Here is a 24,956-nt window from a genome sequence, read left to right as displayed (position 1 = left end):
CTCACGCCTCCGGAATCTCGAACTTGGTCGTCCGCCGCATGCCGGCCGCGCGGCCCTTGCCCGCGATGACCAGGGCCATCTTGCGGCTGGCCTCGTCGATCATCTCGTCGCCGAGCATCGCCGAGCCCTTCTTGCCGCCCGCCTCGGAGGTGCAGTACTCGTAGGCGTCCAGGATCAGCTCGGCGTGGTCGTAGTCCTCCTGGGAGGGCGAGAAGACCTCGTTGGCCGCCTCCACCTGGCCGGGGTGCAGCACCCACTTGCCGTCGAAGCCGAGGGCCGCGGCGCGGCCGGCGACCTCGCGGAAGCCGTCGACGTTCTTGATCTGGAGGTAGGGGCCGTCGATCGCCTGGAGGTCGTTGGCGCGGGCGGCCATCAGGATCTTCATCAGGATGTAGTGGTAGGCGTCCGCCGGGTAGCCGGGCGGCTGCTCGCCCACGACCAGCGACTTCATGTTGATGGAGGCCATGAAGTCGGCCGGGCCGAAGATGATCGTCTCGATGCGCGGGGACGCCTGCGCGATCTCGTTGACGTTGTTCAGGCCCTGCGCGTTCTCGATCTGCGCCTCGATGCCGATGCGGCCGACCTCGAAGCCCATCGTCTTCTCGATCTGCGTCAGCAGCAGGTCCAGGGCGACGATCTGCTGGGCGTTCTGCACCTTCGGCAGCATGATGCAGTCGAGGTTCGGGCCCGCGCCCTCGACCACCGTCACGACATCGCGGTACGTCCACTCGGTCGTCCAGTCGTTGACCCGCACGACCCGCGTCTTGCCCGTCCAGTCACCCTCGTTGAGGAACTTGACGATGGTGTGCCGCGCCTCGGGCTTGGCGAGCGGCGCGCACGCGTCCTCCAGGTCCAGGAAGACCTGGTCGGCCGGGAGGCCCTGCGCCTTCTCCAGGAAGCGCGGGTTGCTTCCCGGCACCGCGAGACAGGAGCGGCGCGGGCGAAGGCGGTTGACGGGGGACGTCATGCGGGGACCTCCAGGGGGTCGAGCTTGTTCGCTGTACGGATCTCGTCGACGATACGGCCGATGATTCCCGTGATGTCGAAGTCCTTCGGGGTGAACACGGCCGCCACCCCGGCGGACCTCAGCAGTTCGGCGTCCGCGTTCGGGATGATGCCGCCCGCGATCACCGGGATGTCGTGCGCCCCGGCCTCGCGCAGCCGCTCCAGCACGTCGGGCACCAACTGGGCGTGCGAGCCGGACAGGATGGACAGGCCGACCGCGTGCACGTCCTCGGCGAGGGCGGCGTCCACGATCTGCTCCGGGGTCAGCCGGATGCCCTGGTAGACCACCTCGAACCCGGCGTCACGGGCGCGCACGGCGATCTGCTCGGCGCCGTTGGAGTGCCCGTCCAGGCCCGGCTTGCCCACCAGGAACCGCAGCTTGCCCACGCCCAGGTCCCGCGCGGTGGCGTCCACCCGCGCCCGCACCCCGGCCATCGCCGAGCCTGCCTCGGCGGGGACCGCCACGGGGGCGGAGGAGACACCGGTCGGTGCCCGGAACTCGCCGAACACCTCGCGCAGCGCCCCCGCCCACTCGCCGGTCGTGACCCCGGCGCGGGCGCACTCCAGGGTGGCCTCCATGAGGTTGGCGGTGCCCTTGGCGGCCTCCTTCAGCCGCTCCAGCGCCTTGCACGGGCGCGGGTGGTTGAAGGGCGGCTGGTAGCGGGTGTCCCGCCAGGTGCCCAGTGCCCCGATCACCCGGTTCTCGACGGCCGGGTCGACGGTCTGGATCGCGGTGTCCAGGTCCGCGGTGAGCGGGTTGGGCTCGGTGGTCTCGAAGATGTTGACGCCGATGATCTTCTCGTCGCCCGACTCGATCCGCGCCCGCCGCTCGGCGTGCGAGGCGACGAGCTGGGACTTGAGGTAGCCCGACTCGACGGCGGCCATCGCGCCGCCCATCTCCTCGATCCGCGCCATCTCCGCGAAGGACTCGTCGACCAGGGCGGCCACCTTCTCCTCGATGACATGGCTGCCGGCGAAGATGTCCTCGTACTCCAGCAGGTCGCTCTCGTGCGCCAGCACCTGCTGGATGCGCAGCGACCACTGCTGGTCCCAGGGGCGGGGCAGGCCGAGCGCCTCGTTCCAGGCGGGCAGCTGCACGGCACGCGCGCGGGCGTCCTTCGACAGCGTCACGGCCAGCATCTCCAGCACGATCCGCTGGACGTTGTTCTCCGGCTGCGCCTCGGTCAGGCCGAGCGAGTTGACCTGGACGCCGTAGCGGAACCGGCGCTGCTTGGGGTTCTCGATGCCGTACCGCTCACGGGTGACCTGGTCCCAGATACGGCCGAACGCGCGCATCTTGCACATCTCCTCGACGAAGCGGACGCCCGCGTTGACGAAGAAGGAGATCCGGGCCACCACGTCGCCCATGCGCTCCTCGGGCACCTGGCCCGAGTCGCGCACGGCGTCCAGCACCGCGATGGCGGTGGACATGGCGTACGCGATCTCCTGGACCGGCGTGGCGCCGGCCTCCTGGAGGTGGTAGCTGCAGATGTTGATCGGGTTCCACTTGGGGATGTGGGAGACCGTGTACGCGATCATGTCGGTCGTCAGCCGGAGCGAGGGACCCGGCGGGAAGACGTGTGTCCCGCGCGAGAGGTACTCCTTGACGATGTCGTTCTGGGTGGTGCCCTGCAGCTTGGTGATGTCGACGCCCTGTTCCTCGGCGACGACCTGGTAGAGCGCCAGCAGCCACATGGCGGTGGCGTTGATCGTCATCGAGGTGTTCATCTGCTCCAGCGGGATGTCCTGGAACAGCCTGCGCATGTCACCCAGATGCGAGACGGGCACGCCGACCCGGCCGACCTCGCCGCGGGCGAGGATGTGGTCGGCGTCGTAGCCGGTCTGGGTCGGCAGGTCGAACGCCACCGACAGTCCGGTCTGGCCCTTGGCGAGGTTGCGCCGGTACAGCTCGTTGGACGCCTCCGCCGTGGAGTGACCGGCGTACGTGCGCATGAGCCACGGCCGGTCCTTCTGACGCTGTGTCATCTGATGCCTCCGCTGCCCTCAGACGTTCCGGAAGCGGTTGATCGCGTCGATGTGCTCGGCGCGCTTCTCCGCGTCCCGCACCCCGAGCCCCTCCTCGGGGGACAGGCACAGCACGCCGACCTTGCCCTGGTGGGCGTTGCGGTGCACGTCGTGCGCGGCCTGGCCGGTGTCCTCCAGCGAGTACACCTTCGACAGGGTCGGGTGGATCTTGCCCTTGGCGATGAGGCGGTTGGCCTCCCACGCCTCGCGGTAGTTGGCGAAGTGGGAGCCGATGATGCGCTTGAGCGACATCCACAGGTAGCGGTTGTCGTACTCGTGCATGTAGCCCGAGGTGGACGCGCAGGTGGTGATGGTGCCGCCCTTGCGGGTGACGAAGACGGACGCGCCGAAGGTCTCGCGGCCGGGGTGCTCGAAGACGATGTCGATGTCCTCGCCGCCGGTCAGCTCGCGGATGCGCTTGCCGAAGCGCTTCCACTCCTTGGGGTCCTGGGTCTGCTCGTCCTTCCAGAACCGGTAGCCCTCGGCGCTGCGGTCGATGATCGCCTCGGCGCCCATCGAGCGGCAGATGTCCGCCTTCTGGTCGCTGGAGACGACGCAGATCGGGTTGGCGCCGCCGGCCAGCGCGAACTGGGTGGCGTACGAACCGAGTCCGCCGCTCGCGCCCCAGATCAGCACGTTGTCGCCCTGCTTCATCCCGGCGCCGTTCTTGGAGACGAGCTGGCGGTAGGCGGTGGAGTTGACCAGGCCCGGGGCGGCGGCCTCCTCCCAGCTCAGGTGGTCCGGCTTCGGCATGAGCTGGTTGGACTTGACGAGCGCTATCTCCGCGAGCCCGCCGAAGTTGGTCTCGAAGCCCCAGATCCGCTGCTCGGGGTCGAGCATCGTGTCGTTGTGGCCGTCGCTCGACTCCATCTCGACGGAGAGGCAGTGCGCGACGACCTCGTCACCGGGCTTCCAGGCGTTGACGCCGGGGCCGGTGCGCAGCACGACGCCCGCGAGGTCGGAGCCGATGATGTGGTACGGCAGGTCGTGCCGCTTGGCCAGGTCGTTGGTGCGGCCGTAGCGCTCCAGGAACCCGAAGGTGGAGAGCGGCTCGAAGATCGAGGTCCACACCGAGTTGTAGTTCACCGAGGAGGCCATGACGGCCACCAGGGCCTCGCCGGGGCCCAGTTCGGGCAGCGGCACGTCGTCGAGGTGGATGGACTTGCGGGGGTCCTTGTCGCGGGTCTGGAGACCCTCGAACATCTCCGTCTCGTCCTTGTGCACGGTGATCGCGCGGTACGACTCGGGCAGCGGGATCGCGGCGAAGTCGGCGGACGTGGCGTCCTGCGACTGGATCGCGGCGAGGATGTCCTTCACGGTCACGGTATTGCCTCCGGCGGTGAGCGCCCCGAGGGAGGGGCGCTGGGGTTTCGTCGGTGCGGGAAGTGCGCTCTGGGGTGCGAGGGGTGGTGCCGTCTGTTCGGCGGCTGGTGCTTCGGCGGCGCTTTGTGGCGCGGGAGGTTGCCTGTGACGCAGGCGTCCGGACGCGCGAGCCGGGGGGCTTGCGGGGACAGCCGACGCGCGGGATTTCGCTACGCGCCGGCCGTCCGGACACTCTCAACGTATGACACCGCGTGTCAGGCGGCAAGGCACTGAGTGCCAGAACTTCCACTCACATGAAATCTTTACGTAACAAATGAGCGATGATCGATCGAATGGGCTCCGGAAGGTGCCGGAAAACAGGCCCGGACATGGCAAAACGGCCACCCCGGAGGGTGGCCGTCGTCACTGCGGGAGACGCGCGCTCACCGCTCCTTGAGTGCCTGCTCGATGGTCCGCATGACCTCGTCCAGCGGGGCGTCGGTACGGGCGACCGTCACCAGCACCTCGCCCTGCGCGGAGACCGTGGCCGGGGCGGTGGTCTGGGCGGACGCGCTCCGGCCGGCTCCGATGCCGGTGCCGAAGGTGCGGCGCACGATGGCGAAGGCGTGGTCGAGCTGCGCCTCCACGTCGCCCTGGCCGTCCGCCCGCAGCCAGCGCCGCAGGACGTGGTTGTGGGCGGTGACCACCGCGGAGGCGGCGACCTCGGCCAGCAGCGGGTCGTCGTTGGCGTCGTCGGCGTGCGCCCGCTCGTCGAAGTGGCCCAGCAGATAGCGGGTGAACAGCCGCTCGTAGCGGGCCACCGAGGCGATCTCCGCCTCGCGCAGCGTGGGCACCTCACGGGTCAGCCGGTAGCGCGCCACCGAGATCTCCGGCTGGGCCGCGTACATCTTCATGACTTCCTTGATCCCGCGGCACACGGTGTCGAGCGGGTGCTCGTGCGCCGGGGCGGCGTTGAGCACCGCCTCGGCGCGGATCAGGGTGTCGTCGTGGTCCGGGAAGATCGCCTCTTCCTTGGAGCGGAAGTGCCGGAAGAAGGTGCGCCGGGCCACCCCGGCCGCCGCGGCGATCTCGTCGACCGTGGTCGCCTCGTACCCTTTGGACGCGAAGAGCTCCATGGCGGCGGCCGCCAGTTCCCGGCGCATCTTCAGCCGCTGGGCGGCGGCGCGGCCGCCCGCGGCGCTCTCCGGTGCGTCGGAGGCGGCGGATGTACGTGAGGACCTGACGGGCTGGGACATGACCCGAACGTACTGCATGGACGCCGTCCCACGCGCGGGTGCCGCCTCGCCCCCGGGAGGGGCGGGAGCCCGGCCGGGCGGGGTCAGGCCGCCCGGTTCGAGCAGCCCGCCCCACTCCGGCCGGTCCCGGAAGCCGCCGCCGTCAGCGGCGGGCATACTCGCGGAAGCCCCGGCCGGTCTTGCGGCCCAGGCAGCCCGCCGCCACCAGGTGCTCCAGCAGCGGCGCCGGGGCGAGACCCGGGTCGCGGAACTCGCGGTGCAGCACCTTCTCGATGGCCAGCGAGACGTCCAGCCCCACCACGTCCAGCAGTTCGAACGGGCCCATCGGGTAGCCGCCGCCCAGGCGCATCGCCGCGTCGATGTCGTCGAGGGTCGCGTAGTGCTCCTCGACCATCTTGATCGCGTTGTTCAGGTACGGGAACAGCAGCGCGTTCACGATGAAGCCGGCGCGGTCGCCGCAGTCCACCGGGTGCTTGCCCAGCCGCGCGCAGACCTCCCGCACGGTGGCGTGCGTGTCGTCGGCGGTGAGCACCGTGCGCACCACCTCGACCAGCTTCATCGCCGGGGCCGGGTTGAAGAAGTGCATGCCGATCACGTCCTGCGGACGCGAGGTGGCGCGGGCGCAGGCGACGACCGGCAGTGAGGAGGTGGTGGTGGCCAGGACCGCGCCCGGCTTGCAGACCTTGTCCAGCGCCTGGAAGAGCTGCCGCTTGACGTCCAGGTCCTCGGCGACGGCCTCCACGGCGAGATCGACGTCGGCGAACGCCTCGTAGCCGCCCGCCGGGGTGATGCGCTCCAGCATCCCGGCAGCCGACTCGGCGGTCAGCCGGCCCTTGGCGACCGAGCGGTCCAGCGACTTGCCGACGCGCGCCTTCGCGGCCTGCGCCTTCTCCTCGCTGCGGGCGGCGAGGACGACCTCGAACCCGGCCTTGGCGAACACCTCGGCGATGCCCGAGGCCATCGTGCCCGACCCGGCCACACCCACCGAGCGCACCGTACGGCCCGCCGCCGCGGTGCCGTCGGGCGCCGGGGTGAGGGCGTCCGGGACGGTCTCGGCGCTGCCGGGGGCCGCGTAGGTGTAGAAGCCGCGCCCCGCCTTGCGGCCGGTCAGGCCCGCCTGGCTGAGCTGCTTCAGGATCGGCGCCGGGGCGTGCAGCCGGTCGCGGGACTCGGCGTACATCGCCTCCAGGACCCGGCGGGCGGTGTCCACGCCGATCAGGTCGAGCAGGGCGAGGGGGCCCATCGGCAGACCGCAGCCCAGCCGCATCGCCGCGTCGATGTCCTCGCGGGAGGCGTAGCGGGCCTCGTACATCGCGGCCGCCTGGTTCAGGTAGCCGAACAGCAGGCCGTCCGCGACGAATCCGGGTCGGTCGCCGACCGCGACCGGCTCCTTGCCCAGTTCGATCGCGAGGTCGGTGACGGCGGCGACCGCCTGCGGCGCGGTGAGCACCGAGGACACGACCTCCACCAGCTTCATCGCCTGCACCGGGTTGAAGAAGTGCAGGCCGAGGACGCGCTCCGGGCGGGCCGAGCCCGAGGCGAGCCGGGTGACCGACAGCGCGTTGGTGCCGGTGGCCAGGATCGTCTCCGGCCGCACCACCCGGTCCAGTTCGGAGAGGATCTGCTGCTTGATCTCGTACGACTCCGGGGCCACCTCGATCACGAGGTCGGCGCCGGCCGCCGCCGCGAGGTCGGTGGAGGTGGTGACCCGGCCCAGGAGCGCGGCGCGCTCGGGCTCGGTGAGCCGGCCGCGCCCGACGGCACGGGCGGTGGACGCCTCCAGCGCCCGGACGCAGGTGGCGGCCTGTGAGGCGTCGATGTCGATGCCGACCACCTCGCGGCCGGCCCGGGCCAGGACCTCGGTGAGACCGGTGCCCATGGTGCCGAGGCCGACCACGGCGATCGTGCGCAGCGCGGAGGGAGGGGTGTGGGACAGGGGAGTGGCCATCGCGGAACTCCAGGAAGAGTGGTGACGACGAGGAACGCGCCGACGCGTCGGGGACGCGCGAGGAAGCGCGGAGATGCGGGTGTTGCCGGGCCGCGAAGCGCACACGCCCGGTGCCGTCGTGGTCGGGCGCGCACACGCCCTGACGGTCAACTGACCGGCCCTGTCCCGGAGCCGGGTCGTGCTCTCGACGGTTGCGTCACCAGACCGTCGCCAGCCGAAGCGCGAGTGGGTAACTCGCTCGTCTGAGCTTAACCAGCGAGTAACGAGCGCGCCAGTGGTCGGCGCCAACTCGCTTTGTGATGTACCTCCCTCAGCCGTCACCACGCGCCTACGCTGGGTACGTGGACGAAGAGTTGCGAGTGCTCACCGAACGCTTACGGCAGGAGTCGCGGGGCGTGGCCGCGTACGAGAGGCTGGTGGGCACCGGGGATCACGACGAGCTGGCCCATGTGCTCACCGCGCCCGGACAGCCGCTGTGGGCCAGGGAGTTGGCCGCCTTCCGGCTCGGAGTCGCCGGTGACCGGCGGGCGTTCGAATCACTGGTGCTGCTCCTCAACCACCGCGACCCGCCCCGCTGCGCCTCCGCCGCCGAAGCCCTGGCGGCCCTCGGCGACCCCCGTACCGCCCGCGCGGCCGCCGCCCTCGCCACCAACGAACTCCGCGTCGCCTACGCCCTGCACCCGGTACGCCTCCTCGTCCGGCTGCGCGCCCCCGAGTCGGTGCCCGCCCTCATCACCACCCTCGAACGAAGACTGCGCCCCCACGACCCCTACCACCGGGTCGCCCTGGCCTGCGTCGAGGGCCTGGGCACCCTGGCCGACCCCAGGGCGAAACGAGTCCTGACCGAGGCCCTGGCCCACCCGGCCCTGGCGGGACCGGCGATGACGGCACTGGGCCGCATCCCCCGCCAGCGGCACGGCGGTTGACGCCGACCCATACACCACCGGCCCACCGCCCGCACACCGCCCGTGCTCAGCCGGTGTGGGCCACCAGGGCGTCGATGAGCGTGGGCCAGAGTTCACGGGGGCGGTCGTGGCCCATGTCGGGCACCAGCAGGAGTTCGGCACCGGGCACCAGCTCCGCGGTGCGCCTGCCGCCGCTGGGGTCGATCAGGGTGTCGTCCAGACCGTGGATCACCAGGGTCGGTACCCGCAGTTCACGGAGCCGGTCCGCGCGGGAACCGCTGAGGACCATCGCGCCGAGCTGCCGCCCGACGCCGGTGGGCCGGTAGGCGCGGTCGTAGCTCGCGGCAGCCAGTTCACGCAGCGCCGCGGCGTCGCCGTACCGCCTGGAGGCCCACACCAGTTCCTTGTCCGCCGCCGCGACGTACCCCTCCCGGTCCGCGGGCCTCGGACCGAACAGCACGGCCTGTGCCTGCGGGCTGGTCCGGCCGTACGCGCTCTCTCCGGTCGAGGACATCATCGACGTCAGGCTGAGCACCCGCTCCGGGGCGGAGAGCGCCATCGTCTGGGCGATCATTCCGCCCATCGAGGCGCCGACGACATGGGCGCGTTCGATGCCGAGCGCGGTGAGCAGGCCCAGGCCGTCGTCGGCCATGTCGGAGAGGCGGTAGGGGATCATCGCGAGCGCGGCGGCGAGGTCGCCCGAGCTGACCGCGGCGATGAACTCGCCCATGTCGACGGGATGGTCGTCGAACATGGTGGACAGCCCGCAGTCGCGGTTGTCGTACCGGATCACATGGCGGCTGCGGCCGGCCAGCGCGCGGCAGAAGTCCTCGTGCCAGCCGAGCAGCTGCGTGCCGAACCCCGTCACGAGCAGGACCGGCGGGTCGCCGGGGTCTCCGAAGGTCTCGTACGCGAGGGAAACCCCGGGCGACACAGCGATGATCGACATGAGCGGAGGGTGTCACGGCCGGCCCGGCGGCGCACCGGGATTCCGGCGCGCCGCGCGCCGTACGGCTCCGGCCGGCCGGACGGACGTCAGCCGCGGAAGCCCAGCAGGCCGTGGAGGGCCGCGCCGCGAGCGGGGGCGGGGGCCGTTCTCGGGTCCAGCGGCTTCGGGGCCGGGGACTTGTCGCAGACCGCGTCGGCCTCTCCCCGGCCGCGCGGGACCGTGCCGTCGGTGAGGTAGGCGGTCAGGTGGTCGTCCAGGCAGGAGTTGCCGGTCAGGGTGATGCCGTGGTTGCCGCCGCCCCGCTCGACCACCAGGCTGGAGTGCGCCAGCAGACGATGGGTCAGCACACCGCCCTCGTACGGCGTCGCCGCGTCGTCCGTCGCCTGGAACAGCAGGGCCGGGGGCAGCTTGCCGTTGGCGATGTTGACGGGCTGCCGGGTGCGGGCCGGCCAGAACGCGCACGGCGCGTTGTACCAGGTGTTGTTCCAGGCCATGAAGGGTGCCTTGCGCTGCGTCGCCCAGGTGTCCCGGGACCAGCGCCGCCAGTCGCGCGGCCACTGGGCGTCCCGGCACTGCACGGCCGTGTAGACGCTGTAGTTGTTGGCCCCGGCCGCGTCGACCACGGCGAACGCGTCGTACGCCTTCTGGAGCGGCCGGGTGTCCTTGTCGTGGACGTAGGAGGCGAGCGCCTGGGCGAGGTAGGGCCAGTAGCCGTCGTAGTAACCGCCCGGCATGTAGGTGTCCTCCAGCTCGGCGGCGCCCACCCTGCCGCCCGCCGGGTGCTCCGCCAGCACGGCCCGCATCGCGTACCAGTCGGCCTCGATCCGCGCGGGGTCGGTGCCCAGGCCGTACGCCTCGTCGTGCCCGGCGATCCACGCCATCAGGGCCTTGTGGCGGGCGTCGAAGGCGTGGTCCTGGGTGAGGTTGTCCGCGTACCAGACGCCGGTCGGGTTCACGATCGAGTCCAGCACCAGCCGGTGCACCCGCGTGGGGAACAGCTTGGCCCAGACCGCGCCGAGGTAGGTGCCGTAGGAGTAGCCGAGGTAGCTGAGGCGCTCGGCGCCGAGCGCCTCGCGGACGGACTCCAGGTCGCGGGCGGCGGAGACGGTGTCGATGTACGGCAGCACGTCCGCGTGCGCCTTGCCGCAGGCGGCGGCGAAGGACCGCACCCGGTCCAGGTTGCGCCGCTCCAGCTCCGCCGTGGCCGGGACGGTGTCGGGGCGCACCGGCGCGAAGTGGTCCGGGGCGCAGGTCAGGGCCGGGGTGCTCTTCCCGACACCGCGCGGGTCGAAGCCGATGACGTCGTAGCGCGCGGCCACCTCCGCGGGCAGCGCGGAGGCGACGAACCCGGCGAGGCCCAGCCCGCTGCCGCCGGGGCCGCCGGGGTTGACCAGCAGCGGGCCCTCGGAGGTCTTCGCGGTGTGCGGCACGCGGGACAGGGCGAGCGTGATCTGGCGGCCGGCGGGCCGCGCGTGGTCCAGGGGGACCGTCAGGGACGCGCACTGGAGGGTCGGGTGGTCCTCGGTGGCGCAGCCCTTCCAGGCGAGGCCCGGTGCGGCGGGGGTGGCGCGGGCGGGCAGTGCGGTGGCGGAGGCGGCCAGCAGGACGGCCGTCGCGCCCAGTACGGCTGCGCGTGTTCTCATGCGGGGGCACTCCACGGGACGGGGGATGACGCGGGCCGCGCGGGCCGCGGTCCTCGCGGCATCGTCCCTGCAATCCCCGCCTCGGGGGCGTCTTCGCCCCGCGGTTGACCCGAACGGGTCGCCGGATGCCCTCGAACGCCCTCACATGAGGGTGAGCTGGGTCGGCTGCGGCTCCTCCGGGCGGGCCGGCCGCCGGACGCGCCGGGCCGTGCCCGCGCGGGTCGGCCCGATGCCGTACTCCCGCGCCAGCTCGTGCACCTGGCGGGTGACCCGGCGCTGGTACCAGGTCGGGGCGTACGAGCCGCCCGCGTACATCCGTTCGTACCGGGTCACCAGGTGCGGATGGTGCCGGGCGAGCCAGCTCATGAACCACTCCCGCGCGCCGGGCCGCAGATGCAGCACCAGCGGGGTCACCGAGGTGGCCCCGGACTCCGCGATGGCGCGCACGGTGGCGCGCAGCCGCTCGGGCTGGTCGCTGAGGAAGGGGATCACGGGGGCCATCAGCACCGCGCAGCCGATGCCGTGTTCGCCGAGCGCGCGTACGACGTCGAGCCGCCGCTCGGGCGCCGGGGTGCCCGGCTCGACGGTGCGCCACAGCTCGGGGTCGGTGAAGCCCACGGAGACCGAGATGCCGACGTCGGTCACCTCGGCCGCCCGCACCAGGCGGTCGAGGTCGCGCAGGATCAGGGTGCCCTTGGTGAGGATCGAGAACGGGTTGGCCCGCTCGGTGAGGGCGTCGATGATGCCCGGCATCAGCCGGTAGCGGCCCTCGGCCCGCTGGTAGCAGTCGACGTTGGTGCCCATCGCCACGTGCTCCCCGCCCCAGCGCGGGGAGGCGAGCTGGCGGCGCAGCACCTCCGGCGCGTTGACCTTGACCACGATCTGGGAGTCGAAGCCGAGCCCGGTGTCCAGGTCCAGATAGCTGTGGGTCTTCCGGGCGAAGCAGTACACGCAGGCGTGCGAACAGCCGCGGTAGGGGTTCACCGTCCATTCGAACGGCATCCGGGAGGCGCCCGGCACCCGGTTCAGGACCGAGCGGGCCCGGACCTCGTGGAAGGTGATGCCGCGGAACTCCGGTGTGTCGAAGGTCCGGGTCACCACGGCGTCCGCGCCGAACAGCGAGCCGTCGGGGGTCCGGCCGTGACCACCGGACTCGTCGGTCAGGTTCTCCCAGCGCATGACGCCTCCCTCGGTAGCTCGAAACCCACAATAGAACATCTGTTCCCATGATCGGGCGGACCCCGATTTGGGCGGCCGGGCGCCGGGGTGGTTGGCTTGCCGAAACCCTGAGGAATGAGCTCGTGGAGGAAGCAATGGCGCAGGTCGAGGCCACTACGGAACGGGTCGTCGCGGCGGACGCGGAGAAGGTGTTCGACGCCCTCGCCGACTACCGGGAAACCCGCCCCCGGCTGCTCCCCGAGCACTTCAGCGAGTACGAGGTGCGCGAGGGCGGCGACGGCGCGGGCACCCTCGTCCACTGGAAGCTCCAGGCCACCAGCAAGCGGGTGCGCGACTGTCTGCTGGAGGTCGGCGAGCCCACCGACGGCGAGCTGGTCGAGAAGGACCGCAACTCCACCATGGTCACCACCTGGCGCGTCACCCCGGCCGGCGAGGGCCGCTCCCGTGTCGTGGTCACCACCACCTGGAAGGGCGCGGGCGGCATCGGCGGCTTCTTCGAGCGCACCTTCGCCCCCAAGGGTCTCGGCCGGATCTACGACTCCGTGCTCGACAAGCTCGCCGCCGAGGTCGAGAAGTAACACCCCAAACACCGGCCGGTGCGGGGGCGTTGTCCCCCTCACCGGTTCGAGTGATCTGCGCCGGGACCGGATTCATGCCGTAACTCGCCGTATGTGTTCGCAGTTGTCGCGTAACGCGGGATGTGCGACAGATGCGAGCGAGGGGAGCGGTACGTGGGCGGAACGACGCTGGTGCGCGAGGAGCCGGGCGTTGAAGCGGTCCCGGCTCCGGGCGGACACCCGGACCCACCGCCCGCCGCCGGCCCCGAACTCGGCACACGCCGGGTGCGGTTGGTCTTCGTCGGGCTGATGCTCGCGCTGCTGCTGGCCGCGCTGGACCAGATGATCGTCGCCACCGCGCTGCCGAAGATCGTCGGCGAGCTGCACGGCCTGGACAAGATGTCCTGGGCGATCACCGCCTACCTGCTGACCTCCACCATCGGCCTGCCGCTCTACGGCAAGCTCGGCGACCTCTTCGGCCGCAAGGGCGTCTTCCAGTTCGCCATCCTGGTCTTCGTCGTCGGCTCCGCCCTCGCCGGGCGCGCCCAGAGCATGGACCAGATGATCGCCTTCCGCGCGGTCCAGGGCGTGGGCGCGGGCGGCCTGATGATCGGCGTGCAGGCGATCATCGCCGACATCGTGCCGCCCCGGCAGCGCGGCCGCTACATGGGCCTGATCGGCGCCGCCTTCGGCCTCGCCTCCGTCGCCGGCCCCCTGCTCGGCGGCTACTTCACCGACCACCTCTCCTGGCGCTGGTGCTTCTACATCAACGTCCCCTTCGGCCTGGTCACCCTCGCCGTCGTCGCCGTCGTGCTCAAGCTGCCCCGGCCGGACAAGCGCGGCCGGCTCGACGTGCCCGGCGCGCTGCTGCTCGCCGCCGCCTCCACCTGCCTGGTGCTGCTGACCAGCTGGGGCGGCACCGAGTACGCCTGGGACTCCAGGGAGATCATCGGGCTCGGCGCGGGCGCGCTGGCCGCCGTGATCCTCTTCGTCGTCGCCGAGCGGTTCGCCGCCGAACCCCTCATCCCGCTGCGGCTGTTCCGGGACTCCGTCTTCAACATCACCGGGCTGGTCGGACTGGTCGTCGGCGTCGCCCTGTTCGGCGCGGCCAGCTATCTGCCGACCTTCCTGCAGATGGTCGACGGCGCCAGCGCCACCGAGTCCGGGCTGCTGATGCTGCCCATGATGGCGGGCATCGTCGGCGCGTCCATCGTCGGCGGACAGCTCATCAGCCGCACCGGCCGCTACAAGGTCTACCCGCTGCTCGGCGGCGCGCTCTCCGCGCTCGGCATGTGGCTGCTGTCCCGGCTGGAGGTGGACACCTCCCGGCTGGCCTACAGCGTCTGGATGGCCGTCCTCGGCACCGGCATCGGCCTGGTCATGCCCGTACTGGTGCTCGCCGTGCAGAACTCCGTGCGCCCCGCCGACCTCGGCACCGCCACCAGCGCCAACAACTACTTCCGGCAGATCGGCGGCAGCGTCGGCGCCGCCGTCTTCGGCACCCTCTTCGCCGACCGGCTCACCGACGCCCTGCGCGAGGACCTCCCGCCGGACGCCGCGGCCGCCCTGCCCGACCCCGAGGCGATCACCCCGCAGCTCGTCCACGCCCTGCCCCCGGCGCTGCGGGACGCCTACATCCACGCCTACGCCGACGCGATGCCCCGCATCTTCCTGTACCTGGTGCCGGTGCTCGTCCTCGGCCTGGTCATCGCCTTCTTCCTCAAGGAGAAACCCCTGGTGTCCCAGCACGTCCCCACCGCCACCGAACCGGACACCGTGCCGGGCATCCCCGTCCCGCCCCAGGCCCGCGCGCCGCACACCGCCGGGATCGCGGTCTGCGGCACCGTCCAGCACCCGGACGGGACCGTGGTGCCCCGCGCCGCGCTCACCCTCATCGACATCGGCGGCGTACAGATCGGCCGGGGCGCCAGCGGCGACGACGGCCGCTACGCCCTGGCCACCCCCGGCGCCGGCTCCTACGTGCTGATCGCGGCGGCCGGCGGCCACCAGCCCCAGGCCGTCTCCGTCACCGTGGGCGAACGGCCCGTCGAGCTGGACGTGGTCCTCGGCGGCGCCGGGCGCCTCGCGGGCGCCATGCTCACCGCGGACGGCAGCCCCGTACGGGACGCCACCGTCACCCTGACCAACGTGCACGGCGAGGTCGTCGCCGCCACCCGCAGCGGCCGCGAGGGCGGTTACGTCATCACCGAACTGGTCGCGGGGGAGTACACCCTCGCCGCCAGCGCGCCCGCCTTCCGCCCGGCCGCCCTCCCGGTCAGCGTGCAGGCGTCCCGCGAGACCCGCCAGGACGTCGAACTCGCGGGCGGAGCCGTCCTCAAGGGCACGGTCCGGGCCGGAGGAGGGCGTCCGGTGGAGGACGCGCGCGTGACCCTGCTGGACGCGGCCGGGAACGTCGTCGACACCCTCACCACGGGCGCGGACGGCGGCTTCCGCTTCGTCGACCTCTCCTCCGGCGAGTACACCGTCATCGCCGCCGGCTATCCGCCGGTCGCCACGGTCCTCCAGGTCGCGGGCGGCGGCCGCACCGAGCGTGACCTGCAACTGGGCCACGAGGACTGAGCGGTGAGGGGCCCGGGCGTGCCGGTGTGATCTCGGGGACGCAATTCGCGGATTGCCACACATGGCGACGTGACTCCCCCGTACGGTAGTGGCGGGCGGCACAGATCGTTCGCGTACAGCCGTGGGGAGAGAGGGCCTTGGCCATGGACCGTGGCAGCGAGCGGGACGCGTCTCCCGGCCGCGGTGCGGAGGACTCCGCGGCGGGCCGTATCCCGCTGGCCGTGGTGATCGTCGACCGCTCGGGCCTGGTGTCCCACTGGAGCAGTGGGGCCGGGCGGATGTTCGGCACCGCCCGGGAGGAGGCCGTGGGACGGCCGGTGGCGGATCTGCTGCCCGTCTCGGGCGCCCTCCCCGACGACCTGCTGGACGGCCCGCCCGGCGGCGCTCCCGACGGGAGCGGCCCCGACCTTGAGGCGTCTCTCGGCGGGCACACCGGCTATCCCACCGCGGGCCGCGCCCGGCTCACCCCGCCCGAACGCGTCGACGACGAGCGGATCGACGTGCTGTGGTGGGCCTACCCGCTGGTCGGGCCCGGGCCCTCCCGGCTGCTGGTGCTCGCCGCCGACGCCACCCGCCTGCGGGAGGCCCGCGGGCACCTCGACGAGAGCACCGAGCGCATCGCGCCCGGCTTCGCCCGCCACACCGAACTGCCCACCGCCGCCGACCTGGAGCGCAGGCTGCCCGAGATCCTGCCCAACATGGGGCCCGGACTCAGCGCCCGCATCGTCTCCCAGGTGCTCGAACTCGGCTATCCGGTGCTGGAGTTCAGCCAGTTCGAGCGCGTGCCCGTCACCCCGTACTGGGGTGTCCCCCGGCGCCCCGGCCGCTCTGACAGCGTTGTCCCGCGTCCCCGGACCGAGCCGCTCATCCCGGCCGAGGCGCTGGCCGACCTGGAGTACGCGGCCGTGCGCGAGCGGCTGGAGTTCCTCAACGAGGTCAGCTCCGCCATCGGCACCTCCCTCGATCTCGGCGAGACGATCCGCGAGGTCACCAGTGCCGCCGTGCCCCGGTTCGCGGACTTCGCCGGCACCCATCTGCGTTCCGCAGTCCTCGCCGGAGAGGGCTTCCCCGACGGCCCGCCCGACGCCAGCACCCTGATGCACCGGGTCTGGGTCGAGCACAACGACGAACCCGGCCGGTGGGACGACACCGTCCCGGTCGGCGAGGCGTTCGCCTTCCCCGAGCACACGCCCTTCTACCAGTGCATGGTCACCGGCGAACCCGTCCTCATCCCCCGGATCAGCGACGAGCTGGGCAACCGGATCTCCGGCGAGTTCGAGAAGCGCGACCTCAGGCCGCTCATCAACGGCCGCTCCCTGCTGATCGTCCCGCTCAAGGCGCGCAACGTCGTCCTGGGCTTCATGGTGCTGCTGCGCCGCGCCGACCGGCTGCCGTTCGACGGCATGGACCGCACCACCGGCGCCGAACTCGCCGCCCGCGCCGGGCTCGTGCTCGACAACGCCCGCATGTACACGTACCAGGAGAACGTCGCCGAGACCCTCCAGGACAGCATGCTGCCGCAGGTCACCCCGCGCATGGCCGGGTGCGACGTGGCGACCCGGTACCTGCCCGGCACCCGGCTCGGCCGCATCGGCGGCGACTGGTTCGACACCGTCAAACTGCCCGGCTCCCGCACGGCCCTCGTCGTCGGTGACGTCATGGGGCACGGACTCAACTCGGCCGCGATGATGGGCCAGTTGCGCACCGCCGTCCAGACCATGGCCGCGCTTCAGACCCCGCCCGCCCAACTGCTGCGCAACCTCGACGACCTGGCCCGGCGGCTCGGCGAGAACTACCTCGCCACCTGTCTCTACGCCGTCTACGACCCGATCCGCGGCGAGCTCCAGATCGCCAACGCGGGACACATCCCGCCGGTGCTGGTCCGCGCGGCGGACGGCGGCAGCGAACTGCTCGAACTGCCCACCGGTGCGCCGATCGGCGTCGGCGGCGTCCCCTTCGAGGTCACCACGGTACGGGTCGAGCCGGGCGACCGGCTGGTGCTGTGCACCGACGGCCTGGTGGAGGTGCGCGGCTCCGACATCGGGGACGGGCTGGCCGCGCTCTGCGAGTCCGCCGCGCATCCGGCCGCCTCCATGGACGCGGCCTGCGACACCATCATCCGCGCGCTGAACACCCGCGGCGGCCGCAAGGACGACGTGGCCCTGCTGATGGCCCGGCTCAACGGCATCCCCGACGACCATGTGGCCCAGTGGCGGCTGGACCCCGACCCGCGCGAGGTCTCCCGCGCCCGGCACCTGGTCCGCGAGCGCCTGCTGAAGTGGGGCCTGCCCGGGGCGGTGGACACCGCGCTGCTGCTGGTCAGCGAGATCGTCACCAACGCCGTACGGCACGGCGGGGGCAGCCCGGTCGGGCTGCGCGTGGTCCGCACCGACGCCCTGCTGTTCGAGGTCACGGACGAGGAGCCGGAACTGCCCGACCTGCGCACCGCGGGAGCCACGGACGAGGCGGGCCGTGGCCTGCGCGTCGTCAGCCGACTGGCCAGGGAGTGGGGCGCGACGACCAGCGGGCGCCACAAGACGGTGTGGTTCGAGCAGGCGCTGATCCCGTAAAGGTGCCCCCGGACCCCTTGTCCGGGGGCGCCCGGCGCGATATCCCGATCAAGGCACCGACCTTGGGGAGATCGCAGTGAACGTTTCCGACGACTACCGCTCCAACTGGGAGAGTTACTGGCGGGAGACCTCCGGCGAGCGGGGAGACGCGATCTGGGACGCCGATCCCTCCCTGACCGCCGAGCCCCACAGTGAACTCCTCCTGCCGCACGCCGACGCCGGCCGCGTCATCGTGGACCTCGGCTGCGGCAACGGCACCCAGACCCGCTACCTCGCCACCCGCTTCGCCCGCGCGCTCGGCGTCGACCTCTCGCACGCCGCCGTCGACCACGCCCGCCGCGCCACGGCCGGCGCCGCCGCCGAGTTCGAGCAGCTCGACCTGACCGACACCGACGCCGTGGACGCCCTCCACGCCCGCCTCGGCGACAGCAACGTCTACATGCGCGCCGTCATCCACCAGAGCGAGCCGGCGGCCCGGCCCGCGGTCGCCGCCGCCGTGGCCACGCTCCTGGGCGACGCCGGCCGCGCCTTCGTCGTCGAACTGACCTCCGGTTCCCGCGACGTCCTGCGCCGGGCCGCCGGGGGCCCGGACGGGCCGCCCCCCAAGCTCCGCCGGGTCTTCCACCACGACCTCAAGCCGGCCGACGCCGCCGACGACGAGATCCCCCGCCTCCTGGCCGAGGCCGGCCTGAAGATCCTGGCCACCGGCGAGACCGTGCTGCCCCAGACCGAGCACTTCCCGGACGGCACCCGCATCGACCTGCCCGCCCGGTGGTTCGTGCTGGCGCGCGAGTGAGAACCGCGCCGGCCGGACGGCGGTCCGCGGCCATGTCGTGGCCGCCGCCCGGCCGGGCGCGTACCCTGCGCGGCATGAAGATCCTCATCAGTGCCGACATGGAAGGTGCCACCGGGGTCACCTGGCCCGCCGACGTGCTGCCGGGGACCCCGCAGTGGGAGCGGTGCCGGGGGATGTTCACCTCCGACGTGAACGCCGCCGCGCTGGGCTTCTTCGACGGCGGGGCCGATCAGGTGCTCGTCAACGAGGCCCACTGGACCATGCGGAACCTGCTGCTGGAGCAGCTGGACGAGCGGGTCGAGATGCTCACCGGGCGGCACAAGACGCTGTCGATGGTCGAAGGCGTCCAGCAGGGCGACATCGACGGCATCGCGTTCGTCGGCTACCACGCGGGCGCCGGCATGGAGGGCGTCCTCGCCCACACCTACCTCGCCAACCAGATCACCGGCGTCTGGCTGAACGACGTACGCGCCAGCGAGGGCCTGCTGAACGCGCACGTCGTCGCGGAGTACGGGGTGCCCGTGGTGCTGGTCACCGGGGACGACCTGGCCTGCGACGACGCGCTCGGCTACGCGCCCGAGGCGCTGAAGGTCGCCGTCAAGGACCATGTCTCGCGGTACGCGGCCGTGTGCCGCACCCCGGCCCGCACCGCCGCCGACATCCGCGCGGCCGCCAAGGAGGCGGCCCGGCTCGCCGTACGCGCCGAGACCGTCCAGCAGGGCCCGTTCACCGTCGCCGTCGAGTTCGACGCCGAACATCTGGCGATGGCCGTCACGGTCGTGCCGGGGGTCGCGCGCGTCGGGGAACGGAAGGTGGCCTACACCGCCGGGACGATGTACGAGGCAATTCGCACGTTCAAGGCGGTCACCACGATCGCCTCCGCCGCCGTGGAGGAGCAGTATGGCTGACGAGTGCGCGCTGGACGAGGTGGTCGCGTTCACCTCCGAGCTGATCAGGATCGACACCACCAACCGGGGCGGCGGCGACTGCCGCGAGCGGCCCGCCGCCGAGTACGCCGCCGAACGCCTGGCGGGCGCCGGGCTGGACCCGCTGGTGCTGGAGCGGACGCCGGGACGGGCCAACGTGGTCGCCCGGGTCGCCGGCACCGACCCGTCCGCCGACGCGCTGCTCGTCCACGGCCACCTGGACGTGGTGCCCGCCGAGCCCGCCGACTGGAGCGTCCATCCTTTCTCCGGCGAGGTCCGCGACGGCATGGTCTGGGGACGCGGCGCCGTCGACATGAAGAACATGGACGCGATGATCCTGGCCGTGCTGCGCGGCTGGGCCCGGCAGGGCGTCCGGCCGCGCCGGGACCTCGTCATCGCCTTCACCGCCGACGAGGAGGCCAGCGCCGAGGACGGCTCCGGCTTCCTCGCCGACCGCCACCCCGAGCTGTTCGAGGGCTGCACCGAGGCCATCGGGGAGTCCGGCGCCTTCACCTTCCACGACGGCACCGGGCGCGAGATCTACCCCGTCGCGGCGGGGGAGCGGGGCACCGGCTGGCTGCGGCTGAGCGCGGGCGGCCGTGCCGGGCACGGCTCCAAGGTGAACCGGGAGAACGCGGTGACCCGGCTCGCGGCCGCCGTCACCCGCATCGGCGAGCACGAGTGGCCGCTGCGCATCACCCCGACCGTGCGGGCCGCGCTCACCGAACTCGCCGCGCTCTACGGCCTGGAGCCCGACTTCGACGACATGGAGCTGCTGCTGGACAAGCTCGGACCGGCCGCCAGGCTGGTCGAGTCGACCGTCCGCAACAGCGCCAACCCGACCATGCTGGACGCCGGTTACAAGGTCAACGTCATCCCCGGCGACGCCCACGCGCACATCGACGGGCGCTTCCTGCCGGGCGGCGAGGAGGAGTTCGAGTCGACGCTGGACCGGCTCACCGGCCCGGACGTGGACTGGGAGTACGTGCACCGCGAGGTCGCCCTCCAAGCCCCGGTGGACGCCCCGCTGTTCGCCAGGATGCGCTCGGCCGTGGAGGAGTTCGCGCCCGGCGCGCACGTCGTCCCGTACTGCATGTCCGGCGGCACCGACGCCAAGCAGTTCTCCCGGCTCGGCATCACCGGCTACGGCTTCGCCCCGCTGCGCCTGCCCGAAGACCTGGACTACCAGGCGCTGTTCCACGGCGTCGACGAACGCGTGCCCGTGGAGGCGCTCCGGTTCGGCGTCCGTGTGCTCGACCGCTTCCTGCGGACGGCCTGATGGAGATGGGGGAAGAGATGCGCGTCATGCCGTACGGTTCCTGGCCGACGCCCGTCGACGCGGAGCTCGCCGCCGCGCACGACGGACACCCGGAGTGGGTGGGGTTCGTCGGCGCCGAGGTCTGGTGGACCGAGCCCCGGCCCGCCGAGGGCGGCCGCCGGGCCCTGGTGCGCCGCACGGCCGACGGGACCGAGGAACCGGTTCTGCCGCCGCCGTGGAACGTGCGCAACCGTGTCATCGAGTACGGCGGCCGCCCCTGGACCGCCGCCCCGGGCGAGGACCGTCCGCTGGTCGTCTTCACCCACTTCGGCGACCAGCGGCTCTACCGCTACGAGCCGGGCGGCGGCGAGCCGGTCCCGCTCACCCCGCTCTCCGCTGCCGGCGGCGGACTGCGCTGGGCCGAACCGGAGCTGGACCTCGGGCGGGGCGAGGTCCGCTGTGTGCTGGAGGAGTTCACCGGCGAGGGCAGCGGGGACGTGCGGCGCGTGCTGGCCGCCGTACCGCTGGACGGCTCGGCCGCCGACGACCGCACGGCGGTACGTGAACTCACCGACGGACGGCACCGGTTCGTCACCGGCGCCCGGGTCTCACCGGACGGCCGACGGGCCGCGTGGCTGGCCTGGGACCATCCCCGCATGCCCTGGGACGGCACCGAGCTGCTCGTCGCGGAGATCGGCGAGGACGGCCGCTACCGGGACGCGCGCACGGTCGCGGGCGGTCCCGACGAGGCGGTCGCCCAGGTGGAGTGGGCGCCGGACGGGCGGCTGCTGTACGCGAGCGACCGGGGCGGCTGGTGGAACCTCTACCGGGACGGCGTACCGCTGTGCCCGCGCCAGGAGGAGTTCGGCGGCCCGCTGTGGAAGCTCGGCCAGCGCTGGTTCGCGCCCCTTCCGGACGGGCCGCTGGCCGTCCTGCACGGCCGGGGCGCCGCCGTGCTCGGGATACTCGACCCCGAGACCGGCGAGATCGCCGACGCGGCCGGGCCCTGGACCGAGTTCGCCTCCACGCTCGCCGTCCACGGCAGCCGGGTCGCGGCCATCGGCGCGAGTCCGCGCACCGGGTACGAGGTGATCGAGCTGGACACCGGCACCGGCCGCGCCCGCACCGTCGGCGCCCGGCACCGGGACCCCGTCGACCCGGCGTACTACCCCGAGCCTGAGGTCCGCACCTTCACCGGCCCCGGCGGCCGCGAGGTGCACGCGCACGTCTATCCGCCCCGGCACCCCCAGATCACCGGCCCCGCCGACGAGGCGCCGCCCTACGTCATCTGGGCGCACGGCGGCCCCACCAGCCGGGTCCCGCTCGTGCTGGACCTCGCCATCGCCGCCTTCACCTCGCGCGGCATCGGCGTCGCCGAGGTCAACTACGGCGGCTCCACCGGCTACGGCCGCGTCTACCGGGAGCGGCTGCGGCACCAGTGGGGCGTGGTCGACGTCGAGGACTGCGCGGCGGTGGCCCTGGCGCTGGCCGAGGAAGGCACGGCCGACCGGGAACGGCTGGCGATCCGGGGCGGCAGCGCGGGCGGCTGGACCACCGCGGCCTCCCTGACCAGCACCGACGTCTACGCCTGCGGCACCATCAGCTACCCCATCCTCGACCTCGCCACCTGGGGTCCGGGCCGCACCCACGACTTCGAGTCCCGCTACCTGGAGTCCCTGGTCGGCCCGCTCGCCGAGGTGCCCGAACGCTACGCCGAGCGCTCGCCCACCACCAACGCCGACCGGCTCAAAGCCCCCTTCCTGCTCCTGCAGGGGCTGGACGACGTCATCTGCCCGCCCGAACAGTGCGAGCACTTCCTCGACCAGGTCGCCGGCCGGGGCGTGCCGCACGCCTACCTCACCTTCGCCGGGGAGGGCCACGGCTTCCGCCGTGCCGACACCATGGTCCGCGCGCTGGAAGCCGAACTGTCCCTGTACGCCCTGGTGTTCGGGCTCGACCTGCCCGGCGTCCCGGAACTGGAGCTCGGTACGTGAAGCCACTCACGCGCCCCGGACGGCTCGCCCCCGGCGCCCGCGTGGCCGTCGTCGCGCCCAGCGGGCCGGTGCCCGCCGAACGGCTGCGCGCGGGCCTCGACGTCCTGCGGAGCTGGGGCCTGGACCCGGTCGTGGCACCCCATGTGCTGGACCGCCACGACCGGTTCCGCTATCTCGCGGGCACCGACGCGGCCCGCGCCGACGACCTCCAGCGGGCCTGGTGCGACCCGTCGGTGGACGCGGTGCTCTGCGCCCGCGGCGGCTACGGCGCCCAGCGGATGGCCGACCTTCTGGACTGGGAGGCGATGCGCCGGGCCGGCCCGAAGGTGTTCGTCGGCTTCAGCGACATCACCGCGCTGCACGAGGCGTTCGCCACCCGGCTGGGCCTGGCCACCCTGCACGGCCCGATGGCGGCGGGCGTCGACTTCATCGGCGGCGAACGCGCCCGCGACCACCTCCACGCGACCCTCTTCACCCCGGAGAAGGTCCAGGAGATCGCCACCGCCGGCCGCCCCCTCGTCCCCGGCCGCGCCCGGGGCACCACCCTCGGCGGCTGCCTGTCCCTCCTCGCGGCGGAACGGGGCACCCCGCACGCCCGCCCCTGTGCCCGCGGCGGCCTGCTCTGCCTGGAGGACGTCGGCGAGGAGACCTACCGCCTGGACCGCTACCTCACCCAGCTCCTCCGCTCGGGCTGGACGGCCGGCGTCCACGGCGTCCTCCTCGGCTCCTGGCACGACTGCGACCCCTACGACATGCTCCGCCCCATGCTCGCCGACCGCCTGGCCCCGCTGGGCGTCCCGGTCCTGGAGGACGCCGGCTTCGGCCACTGCCCGGACGCGCTGACGATCCCCTTCGGGGCGGCGGCGGAACTGGACGCGGACGCGGGCACCTTGACGCTGGAGGAGCCCGCCCTGAGCTGAGCCGCGAGCCGTCCGCCGGGCGTAGGCTGGCCCGATGCCCCACACCGCACCCCACTACCTCGCCCAGGGCCCCCGCGTGGCCGTCCGCCGGTTCCGGGCGGAGGACGGCGCCGAGTTCACCGCCCGGGTCAGGGAGAGCAAGGACCTGCACCGGCCCTGGCTGGTGATGCCCGACAGCGACGAGGCGTACGCCGTCTACGAGGGGCGGCTGACCGGCGACGCGAACCGCGCCGGGTTCCTCGTGTGCGAGCGCGACAGCGGGGACATCGCCGGGTTCGTCAACATCAACAACATCGTCATGGGCGGCTTCCGGTGCGGGGCGCTCGGGTACGGGGCCTTCGCGCACGCGGCCGGGCGGGGGCTGATGCGGGAGGGCCTCGAGCTGGTGATCGGGTACGCCTTCGGGCCGCTCGGGCTGCACCGGCTGGAGATCAACGTGCAGCCCGGCAACACCGCGTCCATCGCTCTGGCGAAGCGCGCGGGATTCCGGCTGGAGGGGTTCTCGCCGAAGATGATCCAGGTCGACGGCGAGTGGCGCGACCACGAGCGGTGGGCACTCACCACGGAGATGCGGGACGAGGGCTGACCAGGCCCCGCCGCTCCCCCCGGCTCAGGCCCCGGACTGGTCGGCGTACTCGAAGATCGTGCCGTCCGGGTGCATCACCAGCAGGTTGCGGCCCACCGGGGTGGGCACCGGGCCCGCGATGATCTGCGCGCCCATGCCCGCCAGCAGCCGGTGCGCCTCGTCGACGTCCTTCACGGCGACCGTCGCCGTCACCTTGCGCAGCACCTCCAGCTCCGCCTCCGGCCCGCTCATCAGCAGGAACGAGCCGATCGCGGCGACCCGTACGCCACCGCGCTCGAAGCGCGCCGCCGTGCTCCCCGTCAGACGCTCGTAGAACGGGATCGCGGCTTCCAGGTCGTCGACGCAGATGCGCAGTGTGGCGCCAAGAATCTCCATGCCCACGAGCCTAGTTGGGGCCGGGCGCGGCGCACAGGCCGTCGCCGCGCTCCGGGGTTCCGGCCCGGCGGACGCGGGGCCCCGGCCGGGTGACCTGGAACGGGTTTGGGTGCCGTGACCCCGGATACGCGGAACACCTCGGACGAACCGCACCACCGCGGCGCCCATGACCGGTCACCCAG

The 24,956-nt window shown here is 72.8% G+C and carries 19 protein-coding genes; 10 read left to right on the top strand and 9 right to left on the bottom strand.

Going from position 1 to position 24,956, the window contains the following annotated elements; genetic code table 11:
* Window position 1: 1 nt before the first annotated feature.
* The 5 genes from ABZ898_RS26485 to ABZ898_RS26465 all read right to left on the bottom strand — a co-directional run bounded on the left by ABZ898_RS26485 (window position 2) and on the right by ABZ898_RS26465 (window position 7,536).
* Window positions 2–967 carry a CoA ester lyase gene (locus ABZ898_RS26485; RefSeq protein ID WP_361663804.1) on the bottom strand — a complete coding sequence of 322 codons (966 nt, stop codon included), beginning with the start codon at window positions 965–967 and terminating at the stop codon, window positions 2–4.
* Window positions 964–2,991 (bottom strand): protein meaA, encoded by a 2,028-nt coding sequence (locus ABZ898_RS26480; protein ID WP_361663801.1) that lies wholly within the window; start codon window positions 2,989–2,991, stop codon window positions 964–966. The genes ABZ898_RS26485 and ABZ898_RS26480 overlap by 4 nt, the downstream gene beginning before the upstream one ends.
* Before the next feature lie 18 nt (window positions 2,992–3,009).
* Complete coding sequence (gene ccrA / locus ABZ898_RS26475) at window positions 3,010–4,347, bottom strand: crotonyl-CoA carboxylase/reductase (RefSeq protein WP_361663921.1); 1,338 nt, start codon at window positions 4,345–4,347, stop codon at window positions 3,010–3,012.
* Window positions 4,348–4,775: 428 nt separating this feature from the next.
* Window positions 4,776–5,588 carry a TetR family transcriptional regulator gene (locus ABZ898_RS26470; RefSeq protein WP_361663798.1) on the bottom strand — a complete coding sequence of 271 codons (813 nt, stop codon included), beginning with the start codon at window positions 5,586–5,588 and terminating at the stop codon, window positions 4,776–4,778.
* A gap of 142 nt (window positions 5,589–5,730) precedes the next feature.
* A complete protein-coding gene (locus ABZ898_RS26465) occupies window positions 5,731–7,536 on the bottom strand; it encodes a 3-hydroxybutyryl-CoA dehydrogenase (protein WP_361663795.1) in 1,806 nt (601 codons plus the stop codon).
* A 341-nt stretch (window positions 7,537–7,877) separates the two neighbouring features.
* Between ABZ898_RS26465 and ABZ898_RS26460 the strand changes: the two genes are divergently transcribed.
* Complete coding sequence (locus ABZ898_RS26460; RefSeq protein WP_361663791.1) at window positions 7,878–8,462, top strand: adenylosuccinate lyase; 585 nt, start codon at window positions 7,878–7,880, stop codon at window positions 8,460–8,462.
* Between the two features lie 46 nt (window positions 8,463–8,508).
* Here the strand turns inward: ABZ898_RS26460 and ABZ898_RS26455 are convergent, their stop codons facing one another.
* The 3 genes from ABZ898_RS26455 to ABZ898_RS26445 all read right to left on the bottom strand — a co-directional run bounded on the left by ABZ898_RS26455 (window position 8,509) and on the right by ABZ898_RS26445 (window position 12,212).
* Window positions 8,509–9,390, bottom strand: a complete 882-nt coding sequence (locus ABZ898_RS26455; RefSeq protein WP_361663788.1) for an alpha/beta hydrolase — start codon at window positions 9,388–9,390, stop codon at window positions 8,509–8,511.
* 86 nt (window positions 9,391–9,476) lie between these two features.
* A complete protein-coding gene (locus ABZ898_RS26450; protein ID WP_361663785.1) occupies window positions 9,477–11,033 on the bottom strand; it encodes an alpha/beta hydrolase in 1,557 nt (518 codons plus the stop codon).
* Between the two features lie 141 nt (window positions 11,034–11,174).
* Complete coding sequence (locus tag ABZ898_RS26445) at window positions 11,175–12,212, bottom strand: Rv2578c family radical SAM protein (protein WP_361663782.1); 1,038 nt, start codon at window positions 12,210–12,212, stop codon at window positions 11,175–11,177.
* A gap of 134 nt (window positions 12,213–12,346) precedes the next feature.
* Here ABZ898_RS26445 and ABZ898_RS26440 point away from each other — a divergent pair, with 134 nt between their 5' ends.
* The 9 genes from ABZ898_RS26440 (at window position 12,347) to ABZ898_RS26400 (ending at window position 24,399) form a co-directional block, all read left to right on the top strand.
* On the top strand, window positions 12,347–12,790 hold the full coding sequence (locus tag ABZ898_RS26440; protein WP_361663917.1) for an SRPBCC family protein: 444 nt from the start codon (window positions 12,347–12,349) through the stop codon (window positions 12,788–12,790).
* Window positions 12,791–12,943: 153 nt separating this feature from the next.
* On the top strand, window positions 12,944–15,349 hold the full coding sequence (locus tag ABZ898_RS26435; RefSeq protein ID WP_361663779.1) for an MFS transporter: 2,406 nt from the start codon (window positions 12,944–12,946) through the stop codon (window positions 15,347–15,349).
* 143 nt (window positions 15,350–15,492) lie between these two features.
* Entirely contained in the window at window positions 15,493–17,919 is a 2,427-nt protein-coding gene (locus tag ABZ898_RS26430) for a SpoIIE family protein phosphatase (RefSeq protein WP_361663914.1), read from the top strand.
* A 76-nt stretch (window positions 17,920–17,995) separates the two neighbouring features.
* Entirely contained in the window at window positions 17,996–18,715 is a 720-nt protein-coding gene (locus tag ABZ898_RS26425; protein WP_361663776.1) for a methyltransferase domain-containing protein, read from the top strand.
* A 74-nt stretch (window positions 18,716–18,789) separates the two neighbouring features.
* Entirely contained in the window at window positions 18,790–19,623 is an 834-nt protein-coding gene (locus ABZ898_RS26420) for a M55 family metallopeptidase (RefSeq protein WP_361663772.1), read from the top strand.
* Entirely contained in the window at window positions 19,616–20,920 is a 1,305-nt protein-coding gene (locus ABZ898_RS26415) for a M20/M25/M40 family metallo-hydrolase (protein WP_361663769.1), read from the top strand. Before ABZ898_RS26420 ends, ABZ898_RS26415 begins: the two co-directional genes overlap by 8 nt.
* Window positions 20,921–20,925: 5 nt before the next feature.
* Window positions 20,926–22,893, top strand: a complete 1,968-nt coding sequence (locus tag ABZ898_RS26410) for a prolyl oligopeptidase family serine peptidase (protein ID WP_361663911.1) — start codon at window positions 20,926–20,928, stop codon at window positions 22,891–22,893.
* Window positions 22,890–23,813 (top strand): LD-carboxypeptidase, encoded by a 924-nt coding sequence (locus tag ABZ898_RS26405; RefSeq protein WP_361663766.1) that lies wholly within the window; start codon window positions 22,890–22,892, stop codon window positions 23,811–23,813. Before ABZ898_RS26410 ends, ABZ898_RS26405 begins: the two co-directional genes overlap by 4 nt.
* Before the next feature lie 34 nt (window positions 23,814–23,847).
* Entirely contained in the window at window positions 23,848–24,399 is a 552-nt protein-coding gene (locus tag ABZ898_RS26400) for a GNAT family N-acetyltransferase (RefSeq protein WP_361663762.1), read from the top strand.
* 24 nt (window positions 24,400–24,423) lie between these two features.
* On the opposite strand, the gene ABZ898_RS26395 is transcribed toward ABZ898_RS26400, so the two are convergent.
* Complete coding sequence (locus ABZ898_RS26395; RefSeq protein WP_361663759.1) at window positions 24,424–24,774, bottom strand: VOC family protein; 351 nt, start codon at window positions 24,772–24,774, stop codon at window positions 24,424–24,426.
* Between the last annotated feature and the right edge of the window lie 182 nt (window positions 24,775–24,956).

The organism is Streptomyces sp. NPDC046860 (assembly GCF_040645115.1).
Lineage (GTDB): Bacteria > Actinomycetota > Actinomycetes > Streptomycetales > Streptomycetaceae > Streptomyces.
The sequence above is the reverse complement of the archived record's forward strand: the minus strand, read 5'-3'. Positions and strand labels throughout refer to the sequence as shown.

Coding starts and splice junctions, on each gene's coding strand:
- ABZ898_RS26395 (WP_361663759.1), bottom strand. CDS start 24,774: ATGGAGATTCTTGGCGCCACACTGCGCATCTGCGTCGACGACCTGGAA.
- ABZ898_RS26415 (WP_361663769.1), top strand. CDS start 19,616: ATGGCTGACGAGTGCGCGCTGGACGAGGTGGTCGCGTTCACCTCCGAG.
- ABZ898_RS26445 (WP_361663782.1), bottom strand. CDS start 12,212: ATGCGCTGGGAGAACCTGACCGACGAGTCCGGTGGTCACGGCCGGACC.
- ABZ898_RS26400 (WP_361663762.1), top strand. CDS start 23,848: ATGCCCCACACCGCACCCCACTACCTCGCCCAGGGCCCCCGCGTGGCC.
- ABZ898_RS26420 (WP_361663772.1), top strand. CDS start 18,790: ATGAAGATCCTCATCAGTGCCGACATGGAAGGTGCCACCGGGGTCACC.
- ABZ898_RS26455 (WP_361663788.1), bottom strand. CDS start 9,390: ATGTCGATCATCGCTGTGTCGCCCGGGGTTTCCCTCGCGTACGAGACC.
- ABZ898_RS26465 (WP_361663795.1), bottom strand. CDS start 7,536: ATGGCCACTCCCCTGTCCCACACCCCTCCCTCCGCGCTGCGCACGATC.
- ABZ898_RS26450 (WP_361663785.1), bottom strand. CDS start 11,033: ATGAGAACACGCGCAGCCGTACTGGGCGCGACGGCCGTCCTGCTGGCC.
- ABZ898_RS26430 (WP_361663914.1), top strand. CDS start 15,493: ATGGACCGTGGCAGCGAGCGGGACGCGTCTCCCGGCCGCGGTGCGGAG.
- ABZ898_RS26485 (WP_361663804.1), bottom strand. CDS start 967: ATGACGTCCCCCGTCAACCGCCTTCGCCCGCGCCGCTCCTGTCTCGCG.
- ABZ898_RS26440 (WP_361663917.1), top strand. CDS start 12,347: ATGGCGCAGGTCGAGGCCACTACGGAACGGGTCGTCGCGGCGGACGCG.
- ABZ898_RS26410 (WP_361663911.1), top strand. CDS start 20,926: ATGGGGGAAGAGATGCGCGTCATGCCGTACGGTTCCTGGCCGACGCCC.
- ABZ898_RS26480 (WP_361663801.1), bottom strand. CDS start 2,991: ATGACACAGCGTCAGAAGGACCGGCCGTGGCTCATGCGCACGTACGCC.
- ABZ898_RS26470 (WP_361663798.1), bottom strand. CDS start 5,588: ATGTCCCAGCCCGTCAGGTCCTCACGTACATCCGCCGCCTCCGACGCA.